Below are 17860 nucleotides of genomic sequence, written 5' to 3'. Positions count from 1 at the left end.
CTACTTTTACTAATTATAAAACGGATTCAATCCATTCTTCAGCATATTTAAGTGCTCCGTCCAGTTTTTCAGGATTTTTAGCACCGGCTTGAGCCATTTCTGGGCGACCGCCACCTTTTCCATCACATCTTTCAGCAACTTCTTTAATAAGTTTTCCTGCATGGTAGCCTTTATCAACTAAATCCTTTGTTACACCTGCAACTAAATTTACCTTACCATCCTCAGCAGCTCCGAGAACAACAATAGCTGATTGCAGCTTATTTTTCAAGTCATCCATCATTCCACGTAGACTATTCATATCTTTTGCATTTACTTTCGTCGCAAGAACAGTTACTCCATTGATCGATTTAGCTTGATCAACAATATTACTTGCTTCCAAATTTCCAAGTTTAGAATTTAATGATTCATTTTCTCGTTGTAGTGATCTGAAGTCTTGAAGTAATCCATTAATTCTAGTTGTAATATCTTTAGGGTTTGACTTTAAAAGCTCTGAAGCTTCTGTTAGTTTCTCTAATTGTTCATTTATAGCTTGATAAGCACCTTTACCTGTCACAGCTTCAATTCGTCTCGTACCTGCACCGATTCCAGATTCAGTTACGATTTTAAATAAACCAATTGTTGCTGTATTATCAACATGACATCCACCACAAAGCTCTAAGCTGTAGTCACCAACTTGAACAACTCTAACAACCTCACCATATTTTTCACCGAATAACGCCATTGCTCCCATTTCTTTCGCTTCTGCAAGTGATTTTAGCTCAATTTGAACAGAAATACTCTTCCAAATTTGCTCATTCACATTATGTTCGATCTGAGATAATTCTTCTTGAGTTACTTGTCCAAAGTGAGAGAAATCAAAGCGCAGACGATCAGCAGTAACTAATGAACCTGCTTGATTTACATGCTCTCCAAGGACATCTTTTAATGCTTGATGCAATAAATGTGTAGCAGTATGATTTTTAACAATAGCACGACGATTTGCTTCAGTAACAGATGCTTTAAATGTATCACCAGTTTGTAAAGTACCACTTTCAACTACTACAAGGTGAAGATTTTGCCCATTTGGCGCTTTTTGAACATTTTTCACTAAAACATGTGTTTTGCCATTGGTTAGAATACCTTCATCTGCAATTTGTCCGCCGCTTTCAGCATAAAAAGGTGTTGAATCAAGGATAACTTGAACTTCTTCCCCCTCAGAAACTTCCTGAACAAGTTCACCATCTTTAATTATTACCATAACTTTTGCTTGCTCAATCTCTAATTGGCTATAACCAACGAACTCACTTTTTTCCTTAACTTCACCAAGTACTCCACTTTGAACTTGCATAGAATCAACTTTTTGTATTGCAGCACGAGCTCGATCACGTTGGAGTCCCATTTCTGTTTCAAATCCAGCTTGATCAACCTTCATTCCTTCTTCTTCTGCATATTCCTCTGTTAATTCAACCGGAAATCCATAAGTGTCATACAAACGGAATACATCTTCTCCAGGAATGATATCTTTACCCTGCTTTTTCTGGCTTTTGATTACTTCACTAAGTATTGCCAGACCATCATTTAGTGTTTCATGAAAACGTTCTTCTTCATTTTTAATCACTTTTTGAATGAACTCTGTTTTATCTTTCACTTCAGGGTAGAAATCGACCATTATTTCTGCTACAACAGGGACTAATTCATACATAAAAGGACGATTAATATTAATTTGTTTCGCATAGCGGACTGCTCTTCTTAATAAACGTCGCAGAACATATCCACGGCCCTCATTAGAAGGTAGAGCTCCATCACTTATAGCAAAGCTTACCGTACGTACATGGTCAGCAATTACTTTAAATGCGACATCTTTATTTTTATCTGTACGATATTTTTCACCAGATATTTCTTCTGTTGCACGAATAATCGGAATAAATAGATCTGTATCAAAATTCGTTGGCACATCTTGAATAACAGAGACCATACGTTCAAGTCCCATACCTGTATCAATATTTTTCTTAGGAAGTGGTGTGTATGTACCATCTGGATTATGGTTAAATTGAGAAAATACTAAATTCCACACTTCCAAATATCGTTCATTTTCTCCACCAGGATATAATTCAGGATCTTTCGGATCATTGCCATATTCTTCACCACGATCATAAAAGATCTCTGTATTTGGTCCACTTGGTCCTTCACCAATGTCCCAGAAGTTACCCTCTAATCGAATGATACGTTCCTCTGGTACACCAATTTTATCTTTCCAAATATCAAATGCTTCGTTGTCTTCAGGATGTATTGTCACTGAGAGCTTTTCAGCATCAAACCCAATCCATTTTTCACTTGTTAGGAATTCCCAAGCCCATTCAATAGCCTCAACCTTAAAATAATCTCCAATTGAAAAATTACCTAGCATTTCAAAGAATGTATGATGTCTAGCAGTTTTACCAACATTCTCAATATCGTTGGTTCTAATTGATTTTTGTGCATTACAAATTCTAGGATTGGCAGGAATCACTCGGCCATCAAAATATTTTTTTAATGTGGCAACACCACTATTAATCCAAAGTAATGTAGGATCTTCATGTGGCACCAAAGAAGCACTTGGCTCAACACCATGTCCCTTTTCTTTAAAAAAGTCTAAAAACATTTGACGCACTTCAGCTGATTGTAGATTTCTCATATGTATCCTCCTCATTCATTTTAAACATTAAATCACACAAAAAACTCTCGTCCCTGTGTAAAGAAATCCTTCTTTGCACAGGGACGAGAGTTTGCTCGCGGTACCACCCTGATTATGAACATTTACATGTATTTTGCTTTATTCGCCACTTTGAGCAAAAAAGTCATACATCTATTTGTTCATCACCTCTACTAACCGTAACGTGGTTAAGACGACAGGTTTTTCTGCACTTAGGACTAGCTTTCAGTTGTGCCTACCTAGAATTTCTTACAGCCAAGGAAATTCCTCTCTAAAGGCGGTAACAACATCTTTTTTCCATCATTGATTTAACGATATTCAATATTCTATCGTGATTATAGACAAGCGCGCGTTAAATGTCAATGTTGTCTCTTAAGTAATACAAGATGAAGAATCATCACTCGTAAAATCACTACGATTGGGACTGCTAACATTAATCCAACGATTCCACCTATTTCTCCACCAGCCAATAATGCCAACATAATAATAATTGGATGCATATGCAAGCTTTTACCTACAACTAATGGACCTAAAATATTTCCCTCTATAAATTGAAGAGATAAAATGATAACAATTACAATAATAATTGTTTTCGTCGACATTGTAGCTGCAATAATGAGAGCTGGAACAGCGCCAATAATTGGTCCAAAATAAGGTATAATATTCGTTACACCAATTAATAAACCTAATATCAAGGGATATCTTACATTAAAGAACCAAAAAGAAATAAACGCAATTAAACCAATCATAAAACAAACAAACAATTGTCCTCTAATATAATTTCCCAATGAACGATCAACATCTTTTAAAAATTGAATGGCTTCACTTCGCCATTTTCTAGGTGTTAAATACCAACCTGCTTTCTTAATTAGGTCATAATCCTTAAGCATATAAAAAACTAAAAATGGAATGATTGCGATTAATAGCATATAATCAAAAATTCCTTTTAAGCTACTAATTACATTCTCGACAGTTAATGCTAACCAAGCTTCTGTTTTAGCAAAAAGCTGATCAATTCTTTCATGAACGCCATTTGGCCAACGATTCGTTTGATCATGAATTGAATCCACCCACTCAGAATATGCGACAGAAAGCTTCGGGAAATTCTCAGATAAATCACGTAATTGGTTGACTAATACAGGAATTCCTTTATAAAAACCATATCCGATTAAGCCAAAAAAGAGAAAGTAAATAATAAGTATTGAGATTGGTCTTGGTACTCCTGTACGATGTAATTTTTCAATCGTTGGATGAAGGAGATATGTAATAAATGCGCCAATTAAAAAAGGAATAAAAATGGCTTTAAACATAAGAAAAAAAGGAGCCCAAATATCATATAGTTTGAAAAAGATATAAATGGTTAGTAATCCTAATAATAAAATAGTAATTCGTAATAACCATTTTATTTGACGTTCTCTCAAAAAACTCCCTCCTCTTTCCTACTATTCTTTAAAGGAAAGGGATTTTTTATACATGATGTATAAGAAAAGCGCAGTCTCAAACTAAGTAAGCGCTAGAGTTAGATATTAAAACTAAAAAAACTTTTTAAAGAGGCTAGGACATAATTAAAGAGGACATAACAAAAGACGAATAAATCTAAATGCAGTTTAGCTGAAAGAAACAAGTTCGTTCCATTGCGCTGCAGACACTCGCGTTCCACGGGGAGGAAGCTGAGCCTCCTCGACGCAAGCGCCTGCGGGGTCTCAGCCTTTCCTCTACAGCCCGTAGGAGTCGATTGTCTTCCGCTCCATTCTACTGGTTCTTATTAATAGTATGCAAAATCAAAAAACTATTGAAGACGGCAAATAAAAACCCGAACTAATAGGCAAATGATAATAATTTATCACCTAATAATTCGGGTTTATCATTAACTTAACTCTAAAACTTCAGCCTCTAAATATTAAAACATTTTCATCATGCGTTTTTTCATTTTTTTCATTGAACGATTATTCGTCATGTTAGAGTTGCGAGCTAAATGATATGCTGCAGCACCTATTCCTAAAGACATTAATGAGGTTACAGTACGTTTCAAAATCAATCTCCCCTTTACATGCTTATTGATCGTTCATCATCTGAAAACAAATCATCAAGAGAGCTTAACGTGCCATCTTCCTCAACTTGATGTGTTAGAATAGTTCCTTTTGTAACAGACAGTTCAATAAAGCAGCTCCAGCAGTAATATTGATTAACGCCTATCTTCCCAAGATCTTTACTTTTACAATTCGGACATGAAAACAAACGGGCACACCTCTTTTACATTCTTAAAAGTCTATGACGATCGCATCTTTGCTTATCGATAGTGGCTCACCGCTTGATTTCACCACTTTTTTTCCTTCAGCGATGTCAGCAAAAAATCCGTCCGTCAACTCGTATGCCTCAATTGTGCCCATTTCTTCAGAAAAATATACATCCTCCAGCAAACCAAGTCTTTCTCCTTCTTTTGTTATAACTGATTTGTATTGAAGGTCACTATAAGTCTTATACGTGTAATTTTTCTTTAGATCATGGATTGTTAATAAGTTTTCAGCTTCATCAACCATTACTCCATGATCACCGATTGCATGTATTGATTTAATAGGTAAAAAACGATCACGATTGAAAAGACCCTTTCCTTCCATTAGAAGTCCGATGATAAAGCCTTGGGTAGATACGCATAAATTCGTTATATGACCAAGAAGGTCAGCACTGCTGTTGCTGTATACTGGAAGTCCTTTAAGCTTTGAATATGTTCGCAAAGTAGCTCCACCTCTTTCGAACATTTTTATGATTCACTAACCTCCATAAAGTCATACGGTGTAACGTTTTCCATGCCAATATTTGCATCTTCTACAGGAAACGGTAACTCTTTTTGTAACTCATCAATGATTTCATATGCATCACCATTCAGTTTGATCATAAGACTTGTTTGTCTTTCAGAACTCTCATTATTAGATATTCCCCATTGTAATGCGTCCCTCTCACCACATAAAATGAGTGATCGTTTGCTCCTCGTAATAGCTGTATAAATTAAATTCCTACGTAGCATACGATAATATCCCTTTACAATAGGCAAGATCACGATTGGAAATTCGCTTCCCTGTGATTTATGAATCGAACAACAAAACGCATGGGTAAATTGGTTAAAGTCCTGCTTTATGTAGGTAACCTCATTCCCATCAAATGAAACAACAATCATATCTTCTTTTTCAGTATTTTCTTTCGCATAAAAAATAGATACGATTTCTCCAATATCTCCATTAAATACATTTTGATCTGGCTGGTTAACCAGTTGAAGAATTTTATCACCGTTTCGATAAATCACATCACCAAACTTCATTTCTCTTTTACCAGGTGTTTTAGGATTAAAAAGTTCTTGAAGTAGTTTATTTAATGAATCAATCCCAGCTGGTCCCTTATACATTGGAGCTAATATTTGAATATCTCTTGCTGAATACCCTTTATTTATCGCACTTTTTATCACTTTTTCAATAACTTCTTTTATCTGGGCTTGTGAGCACTGAATAAAAGAGCGATCTGAGGTTGGTTTTGTAATATTTTGTGGCATTTGACCCTTTTTAATTTCATGTGCTAACTCAATAATGGAAGATCCTTCTGCTTGTCTATAAATGTCAGTTAATCGAACAGTTGGAATGATTGAAGAAGCTAACAGATCTCTAAGAACCTGACCCGGTCCTACAGAAGGAAGCTGATCTTCATCACCAACCATTACTACTTGAATATTATTTGGTAATGCTTTAAACAATTGATTGGCAATCCAAATATCAACCATGGATACTTCATCAACAATGAGTAGTTTTCCTGAGATTGGATTATCTTCATCATGTTCAAAACCGTCTGCACCATTCCATTTTAATAAACGATGTATCGTAACAGCAGACAGGCCTGTTGCCTCACTCATTCTTTTAGCAGCACGACCAGTTGGTGCAACTAAAAGGATTGGAAATGGCTCCTCTTTTTTATAATCTGAAGGATCTAATGAACAGCCATGTAAATCTGAATATAATTCAACGATCCCTTTAATAACAGTGGTTTTACCTGTTCCAGGTCCTCCTGTTAGTAAAAGCATTGGTGACATTAAAGCTTTCTGAATAGCATCTTTTTGAGTTGGAGCATAATGAACCTTTAATCGTTCTTCAAGATTTCCAAGTGATAATAAAAATTCAGATTCTGGAAATAGCTCTTCATACTCCTTTTGCTCCAAAACTCGTTTGATATTTTTCACTAAACCTTGTTCAGCAAAGTAAAGAGAAGGCATATATGCTCGATCTTCTTCAACGATCATTTTTCCTTCTTCACCTAAAGCAATTATCTCATTTGCAATGTCTCCTTCTTGAATGAGATCTTTTTTTGAATGATCCAGCAATTCTTTTGTTTTAATGACTAATTGTTCAACATTTATATAAACATGACCTTCTTGCAAACTTAAATGTTCAATAATATAATGACAAGCTGCTTTAATTCTCTCAGAGCTCTTCGCTGAGATACCGATTTGCTGTCCAAGTTCATCTGCACGTACGAAGCCAATCCCTTCAATATCTTGTACTAATTGATAAGGATTTTCTTGAATAATTTCTAAGGTTTGATCTTGATATGTTTGATAAATTTTCATGGCCAGCTGAGGCCCAAAGCCTACTTGATTTAATGAGATCATAATTTGTTCTAGACCTTGATGTGACACAAGTGCTTCAACTAACTGTTTTGCTTTGTCTTTGTTTACTTTGGGAATTTCATCGAGGATAGAGGGATTTTGAAGAATCTTTGAGATCGCTGTTTCACCCAATTTATCAACGATTGCTTCTGCGGTTTTCTTTCCAATTCCTTTAAAAAGGTCGCTTGATAAATATTGGATGATTCCTTCCTTTGTTTGAGGTATTTCTTTTCGGAAATGCTCTGTTTGAAATTGCAAACCAAACTTTGGGTGGTTTGTAAAGGAGCCAAAAAAGGTGTATGTATCATCTTCATGCAGGAGTGGAAAATACCCAGTAACAGTTATTTCTTTATCTTCAATATCCTCACTTGTTTCATGAATTCTTACTTTTAAAACAGAATATAAATTCTGCTCATTGTGAAAGATAACTACCTTTACTAATCCTTTCACATACTTTTCATTTTCTGCAAATAAATCTGCACTTTCCTGCATGAAACCATACTCCCTTCTACTGCTAGCTACTACTATTTATTTTCGTTTTCATTTATTATTTTTAACGCATGTCCAGCTAACATATGGTCAGGCTGTATAGTTAGTGCATTTTCTAACAGTTCTTTCGCTTTTACCGTATTTTCTTTAAAAGCATATGCTACACCAAGATTATAAAAAGCATCCGCATGTTGAGTATTTAACGTGATTACTACTTGAAATTGTTTCATTGCTTCATCAACTAAATCAAGTTGAGCTAAACATAATCCATATTGAAATCTTGCATCTGCGTCTTCCTCATTTAACTCGACAGAACGTTGAAAATATGGAAGAGCTAAACGGTTTTGATCGAACTGAAGCATACACATTCCAAGCATAAAATGTAGGTCACCATTGTCCAATCCTTTTCTTAATGCTTTTTCATACATGTTTTTAGCTTCATTATAGTTTTCTTGATTAAAGTAAACATTTCCTGCTCCATAATAAGAAGTTGCAGTATTTTCATCAATTTCAATTGCTTTTTCATAAAATTTTAATGCTTTCTCGAGTTCATTTACTGCTGAAAGTAAGTTTCCGAAATTAACATAACTTACTGGATCAGCCGGATTTGATTCGATCGCCTGTGAAAATGCTGTTGCTGCTTCTTCAAAATGACCTTTTTGCATAGCTTCAATACCAAGTTGATTATTATCCATTTTGTACCCTCTTTCAAGTGTTATTTATCTCAGTTTATTTGCAGAACAAATTACGTTTAAGATAACATCTTTACAGCTCTTTTTATATATGTTGGCCATATGTAATTCCATTTATTTTTCAGTACGTAATAAATCCTTAAGATATAACAAGAGTAAAAGGCTGACTCCACTATAAGCGTCAGCCCCTTACCTATACATGCTATGTTTTAACCTACATACCAAAGTTTTTTATCATCTTTGTATACTTCATCAATTGTGCCTCCACCTAGACAAATTTCACCATCATAAAAAACAACAGCTTGTCCTGGTGTAACAGCACGGATTGGCTTTTTAAACAAAACCTTTGCTGTATGATCATCTATCATTTTTACTGTTACTTCATTATCTTCTTGGCGATAACGAAATTTTGCTGTACAAGATAACTCTGTATTTGGAGAATCTGAAACCCAGCTTATATCTGTTGCGATGATAGAGTCAGAGTATAAAAGCTCATTATGAAAACCTTGATCAACATATAATACATTTTTCTCTAAATCCTTACCAATTGCAAACCACGGATCACCACTACCACCTATACCTAAGCCATGACGTTGACCTATCGTATAATACATAAGTCCATCATGTTTACCTTTTACTTCACCATCAAGGGTTTGCATAATTCCAGGTTGTGCAGGCAGATAGCCACTTAGAAATTCTTTAAAATTTCTTTCACCTATAAAGCAAATCCCTGTACTGTCTTTTTTTGTCGCTGTGGCAAGGTTTGCTTTCTTCGCCATTTCACGTACAAGTGGCTTTTCAATATCACCTATTGGAAACATAACCTTTGAAAGTTGTTCTTGACCTAATTGGTTTAAGAAATATGTTTGATCTTTGTTATCATCTATTCCACGCAGCATTTTGTATTCTCCGTCACGAAACTCAACACGTGCATAATGACCTGTTGCCAAGTAATCTGCACCGAGAGACATAGCATGCTCTAAAAATGCTTTAAATTTGATTTCTTTATTACACATCACGTCAGGATTAGGTGTTCGTCCTGCTTTATATTCATCAAGGAAATAAGTAAATACTTTTTCCCAGTACTGTTTTTCAAAATTCACCGCATAGTAGGGAATTCCAATCTGATTACATACTTCAATCACATCGTTATAATCTTCTGTTGCTGTACATACTCCATTTTCATCGGTATCATCCCAATTCTTCATGAATATACCAATCACTTCATATCCTTGTTCTTTTAACCGAAGAGCTGCCACTGAAGAATCAACTCCTCCAGACATCCCGACAACAACTCTTGTATCTTTAGGATCTTTAATCATCCCGTCACCTCCAATAATACTCTATGTTGTAACTTTTTTAACGACTTTTACAATCTCATTTGCTGCATATTGAATATCTTCAAAATTGGTTCCTAATCCAAAGCTAAATCGAACCGATGAAAGTAATTTATCTGATTCTTTGCCATACATGGCGACTAGGACATGTGAAGGATCAATTGAACCTGCTGTACAAGCTGACCCACTTGATGCAGCAATACCGGCTAAATCTAAATTTACAAGTAATGACTCTATATTAGTTGTTGGAAAATAAACATTAAATACATGAGGCAATCCATCACTTGGACTATTTACTTCAAAGCTGAGCTGATGTTGCTGAAAAATAGATATCATTTCTTGCTTAAATGCCATGTAGTTTTCCGCTTTTTGTTTCTGTGTTGCTAAGGATACTTGGGCAGCAAGTTGAAAACCAAAAATACCAGGAACATTTTCAGTCCCAGCTCTTCGTTTTAATTCTTGTTCTCCTCCATGTAGAGTTGGCTGTAACTTAACGCCTGATTTTGCATATAAAAAGCCGACTCCTTTTGGCCCGTTAATCTTATGAGAAGAAACAGATAATAAATCTACATTAAGTTCATTAATATCTATCTGTTCAATTCCATAAGCTTGTACAGCATCTGTATGAAAAATTGCTTGATGATCTTTTAGTATGTTACCAATTTCTCTTATAGGCTGAATAACACCTACTTCATTATTGCCATACATAATTGTAACAAGCACTGTCTGATTTGTTAGGCTATTCGTTAAATCTTCAATTGATATCATGCCATACTTATCTACAGGTAAATAGGTAATATCATAACCGATTTTCTCTAAATATTTACAAGCATGTAATACTGCATGATGCTCTATTTCTGTTGTAATAATATGTTTGCCCTTATGTTGGTTCGCCAAAGCTGAACCAATAATAGCTAAGTTATCAGCTTCAGTTCCCCCACTTGTAAATATAATTTCAGCTGGTTTAGCACCGATCGTTTTGGCAAGACTTCTTCTAGCTTCATCAAGAATACGCCTAGCTTCTCTCCCAAATGAATGTATACTAGAAGGGTTTCCATAGCTTTCTATCATCATTGACATCATTTTTTCTGCAACTTCTGGATAAATTGGGGAAGTTGCCGCATGATCAAGATATATTCTTTTCACCAACGACCCCTCCTTCCTACACATGGTATTTAAGCATCACACTAAAGAGCTTTTTAGAATATAAAATTAAATATAAAACATATAAGGCTCTTGTTCACCATCTGTATAGCTAGCAAGGTCCTCTAGTGTTGTATTATCAAGAACATCCTTAACAGCATCACGAATTCGAATCCAAAGAGCTCTTTTTGCTGGCTCTTCATCCTCCAGAACTTCAACTGGACTTATTGGTCCTTCTAACACTCGGATAATATCACCTGAAGTGATATTAGCGGGTTCATCTCCTAAAATATAGCCTCCATAAGCCCCTCTAATACTTTTTACAAGACGGGCATTTCTTAATGGGGCAATAAGTTGCTCAAGGTAATGCTCTGATAAATTATGAGTTTGAGCAATACTTTTTAATGAAGTAGGTCCTTCCCCGTGCTTTTTTGCGAGTTCGATCATAATTGTTAATCCGTAACGTCCTTTTGTTGATATTTTCATAATATCCCCCTTAAGCTTTACGATCTAGCAAACTTGTTTCAAATAATTTTCCACTTGGATTAAATAGTTTACCAAAAAGTTTATTTGTTGATTTTTCACAAAACGGAATCATGATACCTGCCATGTACCCTAGAGATAGCGTTGTGATAATCGTTCCAATAAATACAGGTCCACCTAAAATCCAGCCGATAAATAAGACAATAATCTCAATACTACCTCTAATAACCGTTATAGACTTACCCGTTTTTTCTACTAAAGCCATCATTAAGCTATCCCTGGGTCCTGCACCACATTTTGCAGATATATATAATCCCATGCCATAACATAAAACAACAATGCCTATTAGAAGCATCAGCAATTTACCTAAAAACGAATCAGGTGTTTGAAGAAAAGGCAATAATAAAAATAAATCAATAAAAATCCCAATTGTTATCATATTAATAAAAGCACCAATTTGCGGAATCCTCCCCATAAGAAAGGTAGCCATCACTAAGATTAACGCACCGGTAATAATCGTCCAAGAACCAATAGTTAAGCCAAATTGATAATACAAACCAATATGAAGCACATCCCAAGAAGAAACACCTAACTCCGCTTTAATTGTCAATACAATACCAAATGACATAATGAGTAAACCTATAAAATAAACAACCCATTTAAAGATTGCTTCTGTAATATACTTATTATTCGCCATAAATAACCTCCGATACTAAGAAAAGCGAAAGGCGCCTTGTTTAGACCCGACAGGCATAAGACGCTCAGGAATAGAAGACGTTCTTTGTCTTCAATTCCTGTGTGGCTTATGACCCCGAGGGGCTAGGCGCTGCAGCTAGACAATGAAAAGCGGAAGGCGCCGTTTATCGGCGACAAGCATAAGGCGATTTGGATAAGAAGGTGTTCTTTACCTTCAATTCCTATTTGACTTATGATCTCGAGCCGATGGCGCCTGTAGCTAGACAATGAAAAGCGTAAGCGCCTGTTCAGCCCCGACAGGCATAAGACGCTCAGGAATAGAAGACGTTCTTTGTCTTCAATTCTTGAGTGGCTTATGACCCCGAGGGGCTAGGCGCTGCAGCTAGACAATGAAAAGCGAAAGGCGCCTGCTTATCGGCGACAAGCATAAGGCGATTTGGATAAGAAGGTGCTTTTTACCTTCTATTCCAAATTGACTTATGACCTCGAGCCGATGGCGCCTGGAGCTAGACATTGAAAAGCGAAAGGCGCCAGTTTAAACCCGACAGGCATAAGGCAAAGCGGCTAGAAGGTTAATTAATAAATACTTATCAAATAATAGCAACCTACTTTGCTCAAGAAATACCCAATATCATCTTTGAACACTTGCCATTATAGCATATTATCACTAAGGTTAGCACTAAAACCGACTATACAACTAGGACATTCAGAAGAAGCTTATTTGTTTTCTTTCTTAAATTGCTCCAATTTCTTATATATACCAGCAAGACGCTTTTCTTCACCAGCTTCAATTGGTCGATAGTATTTTGTTCCTAATAGTTTGGTTGGAAGATAATCCTGTTGAACCCAGCCACCAAATGTTCCAATCGGAAAATCATGAGGATATTTGTAGCCAACATGTCCTAAATCCTTTGCACCTGCGTAATGGCCATCTCTTAGATGTTTAGGGATATCCCCCACATTTCCATGCCGAATATCATTGATTGCCATATCTAAAGCTTTGTATGCTGAATTAGATTTAGAAGATAAGCACATCTCAACTACAGCCACTGATAAGGGAATTCTAGCCTCAGGTAGTCCTAACCGTTCACTAGCAGTAACCGCGGCTAACACATTGTTACCTATTGTTGTATCAGCTAATCCAATATCTTCATAAGCGATAACAAGTAATCTTCGGTTTACAGCAACTAAATCACCTGTTTCAAGTAAGTGAGCTAAATAATATAGTGCTGCATCTACATCACTTCCTCGAATACTTTTCTGAAGACTTGATAATAAGTTATAAAAATTCGATCCTTTTTTATCTCCATAAACACCTACTCGACCGATCATATCTTTAATAATCTCATCATCGATTAAATAAGTAGCATTCTCCTTTGGGGAGGCATAGACGATTGATTCTAGCAATGTTAAAGATTTCCTTGCATCACCATTAGATCCGAAGGAAATTTTATCTATTTGCTCATCAGAAATTTTAATTGATAGCTTTCCAAGACCTTTTTGCTCATCATGTAAGGCTTTGTTAATCAATTCCTTTATGTTCTCAGTCGTTAATCGAGTAAGCTGCTTTATTTGCCCACATCTACTTCGAATCGCAGGATTTACATCATGAAAGGGATTTTCCGTTGTAGCTCCAATTAATATGATATCTCCACGCTCAACATGTGGTAGTAAATAATCTTGTTGTGCTTTATTGAATCGATGAATTTCATCTAAAAATAAAATAACCTTACCTGTGAGACGAGTTTCATCAACAACAGCTTCTACATCTTTTTTTCCAGCCGTCGTTGCATTTAAAGCGATAAAAGGAATACTAGTTGTACCAGCTATAGCAAAAGCAATTGACGTTTTTCCAATTCCCGGCTCACCATATAAAAGCATGGATGGAACATAGCCATTTTTAATCATTTTATATAAACTTGTATGTGATCCAATTATATCTTTCTGACCAACAATTTCATCTATTGTTGTTGGTCTCATACGATAAGCAAGTGGCTCACCATTCATAGTTAACACTCCAATCATTCATATTGGCTGTTTTCGTTAACTTGAGTAAAACAGCCATGTATAACGTATAGTAGCATCTTTTTCTTCAATTATGGCCTCTTTAATGCAACAGAAACCATACTTCCAACACATAGATATTTCATCAAACAACAATTCTACTAAAAGAGAGCATCTTATTAGATTATATAGTGTAGTGGAAATCTTTCAAATGAAAGAGATTCATACTAATTTCTCACTCAATATTCCGCGTAATAATATGAATTTATCAGGAAACGCTAAGAGAAAATAATAAACAGCGTAAAGGAGGGTATCATGAAGGTTAGACAAGATGCTTGGTCACAAGAAGATGATCTACTACTAGCCAAGACCGTTTTACAACATATTCAAAAAGGGAGCACACAGGTGGCTGCATTTGAAGAAGTAGGTGATCGGCTAAACAGGACATCAGCAGCATGTGGGTACCGCTGGAATGCAGAAGTTAGAAAAAATTATAAAATAGAAGTGGAAAAGGCCAAAATACAACGCAAACAAAATAGTAAAGAAAAAGACAAAGAGCTCTCACAACATGAAATCAATTCAAGTGATCTATTAAAGAAAAAAACTCCAATACCTAATTTAGAATCCGGTATTCCTATAACTTTGAATGATTGTATCACTTTTTTAAGTCATGAACTAACAAACAATGATCATGATAGTCAAAATGAACAAATAAAACTAAAAAGGGAAAATGAAATGCTTAAGAAAAAACATACTGAACTTGAGTCAAAGTATGAAAAGCTATTACAAAGAAAACAGTATATTGAACATGACTATAAACTATTGATGTCCATGCTTAGTCAAGCTCAAAAAATGACTGAAGACACAACAGCTAAAAAATATTATAACTAAATGTAAGGCTCTTTTCTGAACGATTGTTCCTATGTAACCAAAGTTCTTAGTGAAACAGTGTATATTCACGATAAAGGTACTATTTTATGAAGAAAAGATACCACTAGACTTAATAGAGTGCCGGTTGCTTCTGTTATTTAAAAGCAACAAATTTTGCGAAAACAGCCAAATGTAAAGAGGCTGAACATAACAGATCAGCCTCTTTCACTTATTTTTCATCTTTTACTCGTGTAATTTTGATATCCTTTAGAAGTTCTGTAATAACATATCCTCCCATAATCAAACCTGCTACAGAAGGGACAAAAGCATTTGACGATGGTGGCATTTTTGCTTTACGAATTTGTGCCTCATCATTTCCTACTTCTTTCCGCACTTCCTCACGTATAACTATAGGACTTTCATCAGAGAACACAACTTTAATTCCCTTATGAATGCCTTCTTTTCGTAATCGTGTACGGATCACCTTTGCAATCGGATCAGTATGTGTTTTTGAAATATCAGCAACCTGAAACCTTGTTGGATCCATTTTATTTGCTGCACCCATACTTGAAATAATTGGAATATTCCGTTTTAAGCATTCTTTCATCAAATGAATTTTATATGAGATCGTATCAGATGCATCAACGACATAATCTATATTTTGATCAAAAAATTGCTCATATGTTTCTTCTGTATAAAACATTTTTAGTGATATTACTTCACAATCAGGGTTAATATCTTTTACCCTTGCTTCCATTAGATCTACTTTTGGTTGTCCCACAGTAGAAACTAGTGCATGAATTTGTCGGTTAACATTCGTAATATCAACATCATCTTTATCAACTAAAACTAGTTTACCGACACCAGATCTAGCTAGAGCCTCAGCTGAAAAAGAACCAACTCCTCCAATACCTAAGACTGCAACTGTACTATTTTTAAGAATATTTAACCCTTCTGTACCTATAGCTAATTCGTTACGAGAAAATTGATGTAACAACTAATTCAACTCCATTTAATCCATATTTCAGTTATAGTCAATCTATGTAATGAGAGTATTTTTACCTGAAAACGAATATATCATACACAGACGGAAATGCAAGTATTTTATAGAGATTTGTGTGAAAACGTTGTTGTTAATTATATGGCTGTGTTAAATTTTAATGTTGATAATCAGGCAAAAATTATAGGGAAGCCATATACAGAGGTTTCCCTATTTAATACTTCTTGTAATTGCTACATTTGAGTTATTAAGTTCCTTATGAATTTCATCTAAATCATGTGATATAACAGTTATAAGTGGGATTTGGTTAGGGTTACAGAACACCAATACTTTTTGTTTATCTGTTTCAATTATAAAACCGTATTCCCCCTGAAACTTTTCTTTACGCTTTTGATTAGGTGATTTCATTTCGTAGGTTTCTGCAATAACTGATATTATTGGATTTTTAAATTCACAGATTTTATCATATTCACTTTGGAGTTTATTTTCTTCTTGGAAATTCGTACTACTTATTGATAAACGGTCAAGTTCTCCCCAAAAAGTATGGTCATAAGGGTTATTCATCAAATGAAAACTTTGTTGTTTCTCGTTAATCAATACTGCAAATTCTCCATTAAAGTACAAATATAACGTTTCACTATTAGATAACATCTTATAATCATCTACATTTATATCTAAGTACACTTTTTCCATCGTTTACTCCTTTAGCTAATTACACGTTGAATTTCGACAAACGTAAACTATCATAAGTATCTGTCATTTCAAATACAAATGATTTAAGTAAGAATTCTTTAATATTGTGTTTTGTACCTTCATTACTACGACTATCGACAAATAAGAACCAAGAAAGGTAGTTATCAAGATACTTTGTGGACACACCTTTAAAGCGGTCTATCCATTGTTTCATACGAGAATGGAGACCATTTACATTTTGAATGTGGTATAAGCCTTTTATGACGTGCTTCCCATCATTTGATTTAATTCGATAATGTTCTAAGCCTTTTTCTTTTGCATAGGTCTTATATGCTCTCCAAGCATCAGTAACAAGTACATTATCAGATGACAGTTTAGAACCAATCATATTATCAACCTTAGTTTTAACGATACGCCCCATACAAGCTACCTTTGATACAGTAGCCTTTGTGCGGTCTCTGGCAACAAGAACACATACTTGTTCGTGGCTAATCCCTCTGTGTTTAGACTTCCCACCACGTTTACGAGCTTTACACTCTGAAATGCCACGTTTTCCTTTTTCAGAGTATAGGAAATAGGTCTCGTCAACTTCAACGATACCTTCAAATTGTTCAAAATCCATTTGTTTAAGGGCGTTTAACAGTTTGTGTCTCCAATAAAAGAGAGTAACCCAAGTAACCCCCACAATTTCAGCTGACTTTCGCAGAGAATAGCCTTTAAACATACAATCAACAAATGTAATCCACTCGTTTCCTTTTCGAGTTCTATAAATAACTGTATTAGTGGTATCAGTGAAAGTCTTTCTGCAAGCCCTGCAACGATAGCGTTGACGACCATTATATTTACCAAATCGAACAACGTGTTCGGACATACAGTGAGGGCATTCAAAACCCTCTTTGAAACGAGTCTCCCGCATTTCTTCGATTAAACGACCACCAACGGAGGAGGAAGGTTCAACATAGCGTTTTACCCATTGATACACTTTTTCTTTTTCAGTATGCGATAGTTTATCAATTTCCTTTAATAATTCGCTAAACGTACTGCTCAACCTTAAAACCTCCTCCGAATGTTTGTTCTCGTACTAATTATACAAAGAATTCGAGAAGGTATCAAATATCAACATTTACCTTTAAC

At 35.3% G+C, this 17860-nt stretch carries 16 protein-coding genes; 1 reads left to right on the top strand and 15 read right to left on the bottom strand.

Annotated elements, in window-relative coordinates:
• Nucleotides 1-13 precede the first annotated feature (13 nt).
• The 12 genes from alaS to LC076_RS07250 all read right to left on the bottom strand — a co-directional run bounded on the left by alaS (nucleotide 14) and on the right by LC076_RS07250 (nucleotide 14166).
• Entirely contained in the window at nucleotides 14-2653 is a 2640-nt protein-coding gene (gene alaS / locus LC076_RS07305) for an alanine--tRNA ligase (RefSeq protein ID WP_226667277.1), read from the bottom strand.
• A gap of 377 nt (nucleotides 2654-3030) precedes the next feature.
• Nucleotides 3031-4092 carry an AI-2E family transporter gene (locus tag LC076_RS07300; protein WP_226667276.1) on the bottom strand — a complete coding sequence of 354 codons (1062 nt, stop codon included), beginning with the start codon at nucleotides 4090-4092 and terminating at the stop codon, nucleotides 3031-3033.
• A 479-nt stretch (nucleotides 4093-4571) separates the two neighbouring features.
• Entirely contained in the window at nucleotides 4572-4703 is a 132-nt protein-coding gene (locus LC076_RS07295) for a DUF3918 family protein (protein ID WP_226667274.1), read from the bottom strand.
• A gap of 14 nt (nucleotides 4704-4717) precedes the next feature.
• On the bottom strand, nucleotides 4718-4909 hold the full coding sequence (locus tag LC076_RS07290) for a hypothetical protein (RefSeq protein ID WP_226667273.1): 192 nt from the start codon (nucleotides 4907-4909) through the stop codon (nucleotides 4718-4720).
• 23 nt (nucleotides 4910-4932) lie between these two features.
• Entirely contained in the window at nucleotides 4933-5406 is a 474-nt protein-coding gene (locus tag LC076_RS07285) for a PRC-barrel domain-containing protein (RefSeq protein WP_226667272.1), read from the bottom strand.
• Between the two features lie 26 nt (nucleotides 5407-5432).
• Nucleotides 5433-7811 (bottom strand): ATP-dependent RecD-like DNA helicase, encoded by a 2379-nt coding sequence (locus LC076_RS07280; RefSeq protein ID WP_226667271.1) that lies wholly within the window; start codon nucleotides 7809-7811, stop codon nucleotides 5433-5435.
• 32 nt (nucleotides 7812-7843) lie between these two features.
• Entirely contained in the window at nucleotides 7844-8503 is a 660-nt protein-coding gene (locus tag LC076_RS07275; RefSeq protein WP_226667270.1) for a tetratricopeptide repeat protein, read from the bottom strand.
• A 206-nt stretch (nucleotides 8504-8709) separates the two neighbouring features.
• Complete coding sequence (gene mnmA, locus LC076_RS07270; RefSeq protein WP_226667268.1) at nucleotides 8710-9822, bottom strand: tRNA 2-thiouridine(34) synthase MnmA; 1113 nt, start codon at nucleotides 9820-9822, stop codon at nucleotides 8710-8712.
• Between the two features lie 21 nt (nucleotides 9823-9843).
• The gene (locus LC076_RS07265; RefSeq protein WP_226667267.1) at nucleotides 9844-10983 is read right to left on the bottom strand and encodes a cysteine desulfurase family protein; all 1140 of its coding nucleotides are present in this window, start codon (nucleotides 10981-10983) and stop codon (nucleotides 9844-9846) included.
• A 66-nt stretch (nucleotides 10984-11049) separates the two neighbouring features.
• A complete protein-coding gene (gene cymR, locus LC076_RS07260; protein WP_226667266.1) occupies nucleotides 11050-11466 on the bottom strand; it encodes a cysteine metabolism transcriptional regulator CymR in 417 nt (138 codons plus the stop codon).
• Between the two features lie 10 nt (nucleotides 11467-11476).
• Nucleotides 11477-12160, bottom strand: coding sequence for a YczE/YyaS/YitT family protein (locus tag LC076_RS07255; protein WP_226667264.1), 684 nt, complete (start codon nucleotides 12158-12160; stop codon nucleotides 11477-11479).
• A gap of 716 nt (nucleotides 12161-12876) precedes the next feature.
• On the bottom strand, nucleotides 12877-14166 hold the full coding sequence (locus LC076_RS07250) for a replication-associated recombination protein A (protein ID WP_226667262.1): 1290 nt from the start codon (nucleotides 14164-14166) through the stop codon (nucleotides 12877-12879).
• A gap of 312 nt (nucleotides 14167-14478) precedes the next feature.
• Between LC076_RS07250 and LC076_RS07245 the strand changes: the two genes are divergently transcribed.
• Nucleotides 14479-15054 carry an RsfA family transcriptional regulator gene (locus LC076_RS07245; protein WP_226667261.1) on the top strand — a complete coding sequence of 192 codons (576 nt, stop codon included), beginning with the start codon at nucleotides 14479-14481 and terminating at the stop codon, nucleotides 15052-15054.
• A 208-nt stretch (nucleotides 15055-15262) separates the two neighbouring features.
• Here the strand turns inward: LC076_RS07245 and LC076_RS07240 are convergent, their stop codons facing one another.
• The 3 genes from LC076_RS07240 to LC076_RS07230 all read right to left on the bottom strand — a co-directional run bounded on the left by LC076_RS07240 (nucleotide 15263) and on the right by LC076_RS07230 (nucleotide 17774).
• Nucleotides 15263-16030, bottom strand: a complete 768-nt coding sequence (locus tag LC076_RS07240) for a ThiF family adenylyltransferase (RefSeq protein WP_226667260.1) — start codon at nucleotides 16028-16030, stop codon at nucleotides 15263-15265.
• A 213-nt stretch (nucleotides 16031-16243) separates the two neighbouring features.
• The gene (locus LC076_RS07235) at nucleotides 16244-16726 is read right to left on the bottom strand and encodes a hypothetical protein (RefSeq protein WP_226667258.1); all 483 of its coding nucleotides are present in this window, start codon (nucleotides 16724-16726) and stop codon (nucleotides 16244-16246) included.
• A gap of 19 nt (nucleotides 16727-16745) precedes the next feature.
• On the bottom strand, nucleotides 16746-17774 hold the full coding sequence (locus LC076_RS07230) for an IS1595 family transposase (protein WP_226667257.1): 1029 nt from the start codon (nucleotides 17772-17774) through the stop codon (nucleotides 16746-16748).
• Nucleotides 17775-17860: the final 86 nt, after the last annotated feature.

Origin of the sequence: Metabacillus litoralis (assembly GCF_020524045.1) — a bacterium.
In the GTDB taxonomy this organism is placed as follows: Bacteria; Bacillota; Bacilli; order Bacillales; family Bacillaceae; genus Metabacillus; species Metabacillus litoralis_C.
The sequence above is the reverse complement of the archived record's forward strand: the minus strand, read 5'-3'. Positions and strand labels throughout refer to the sequence as shown.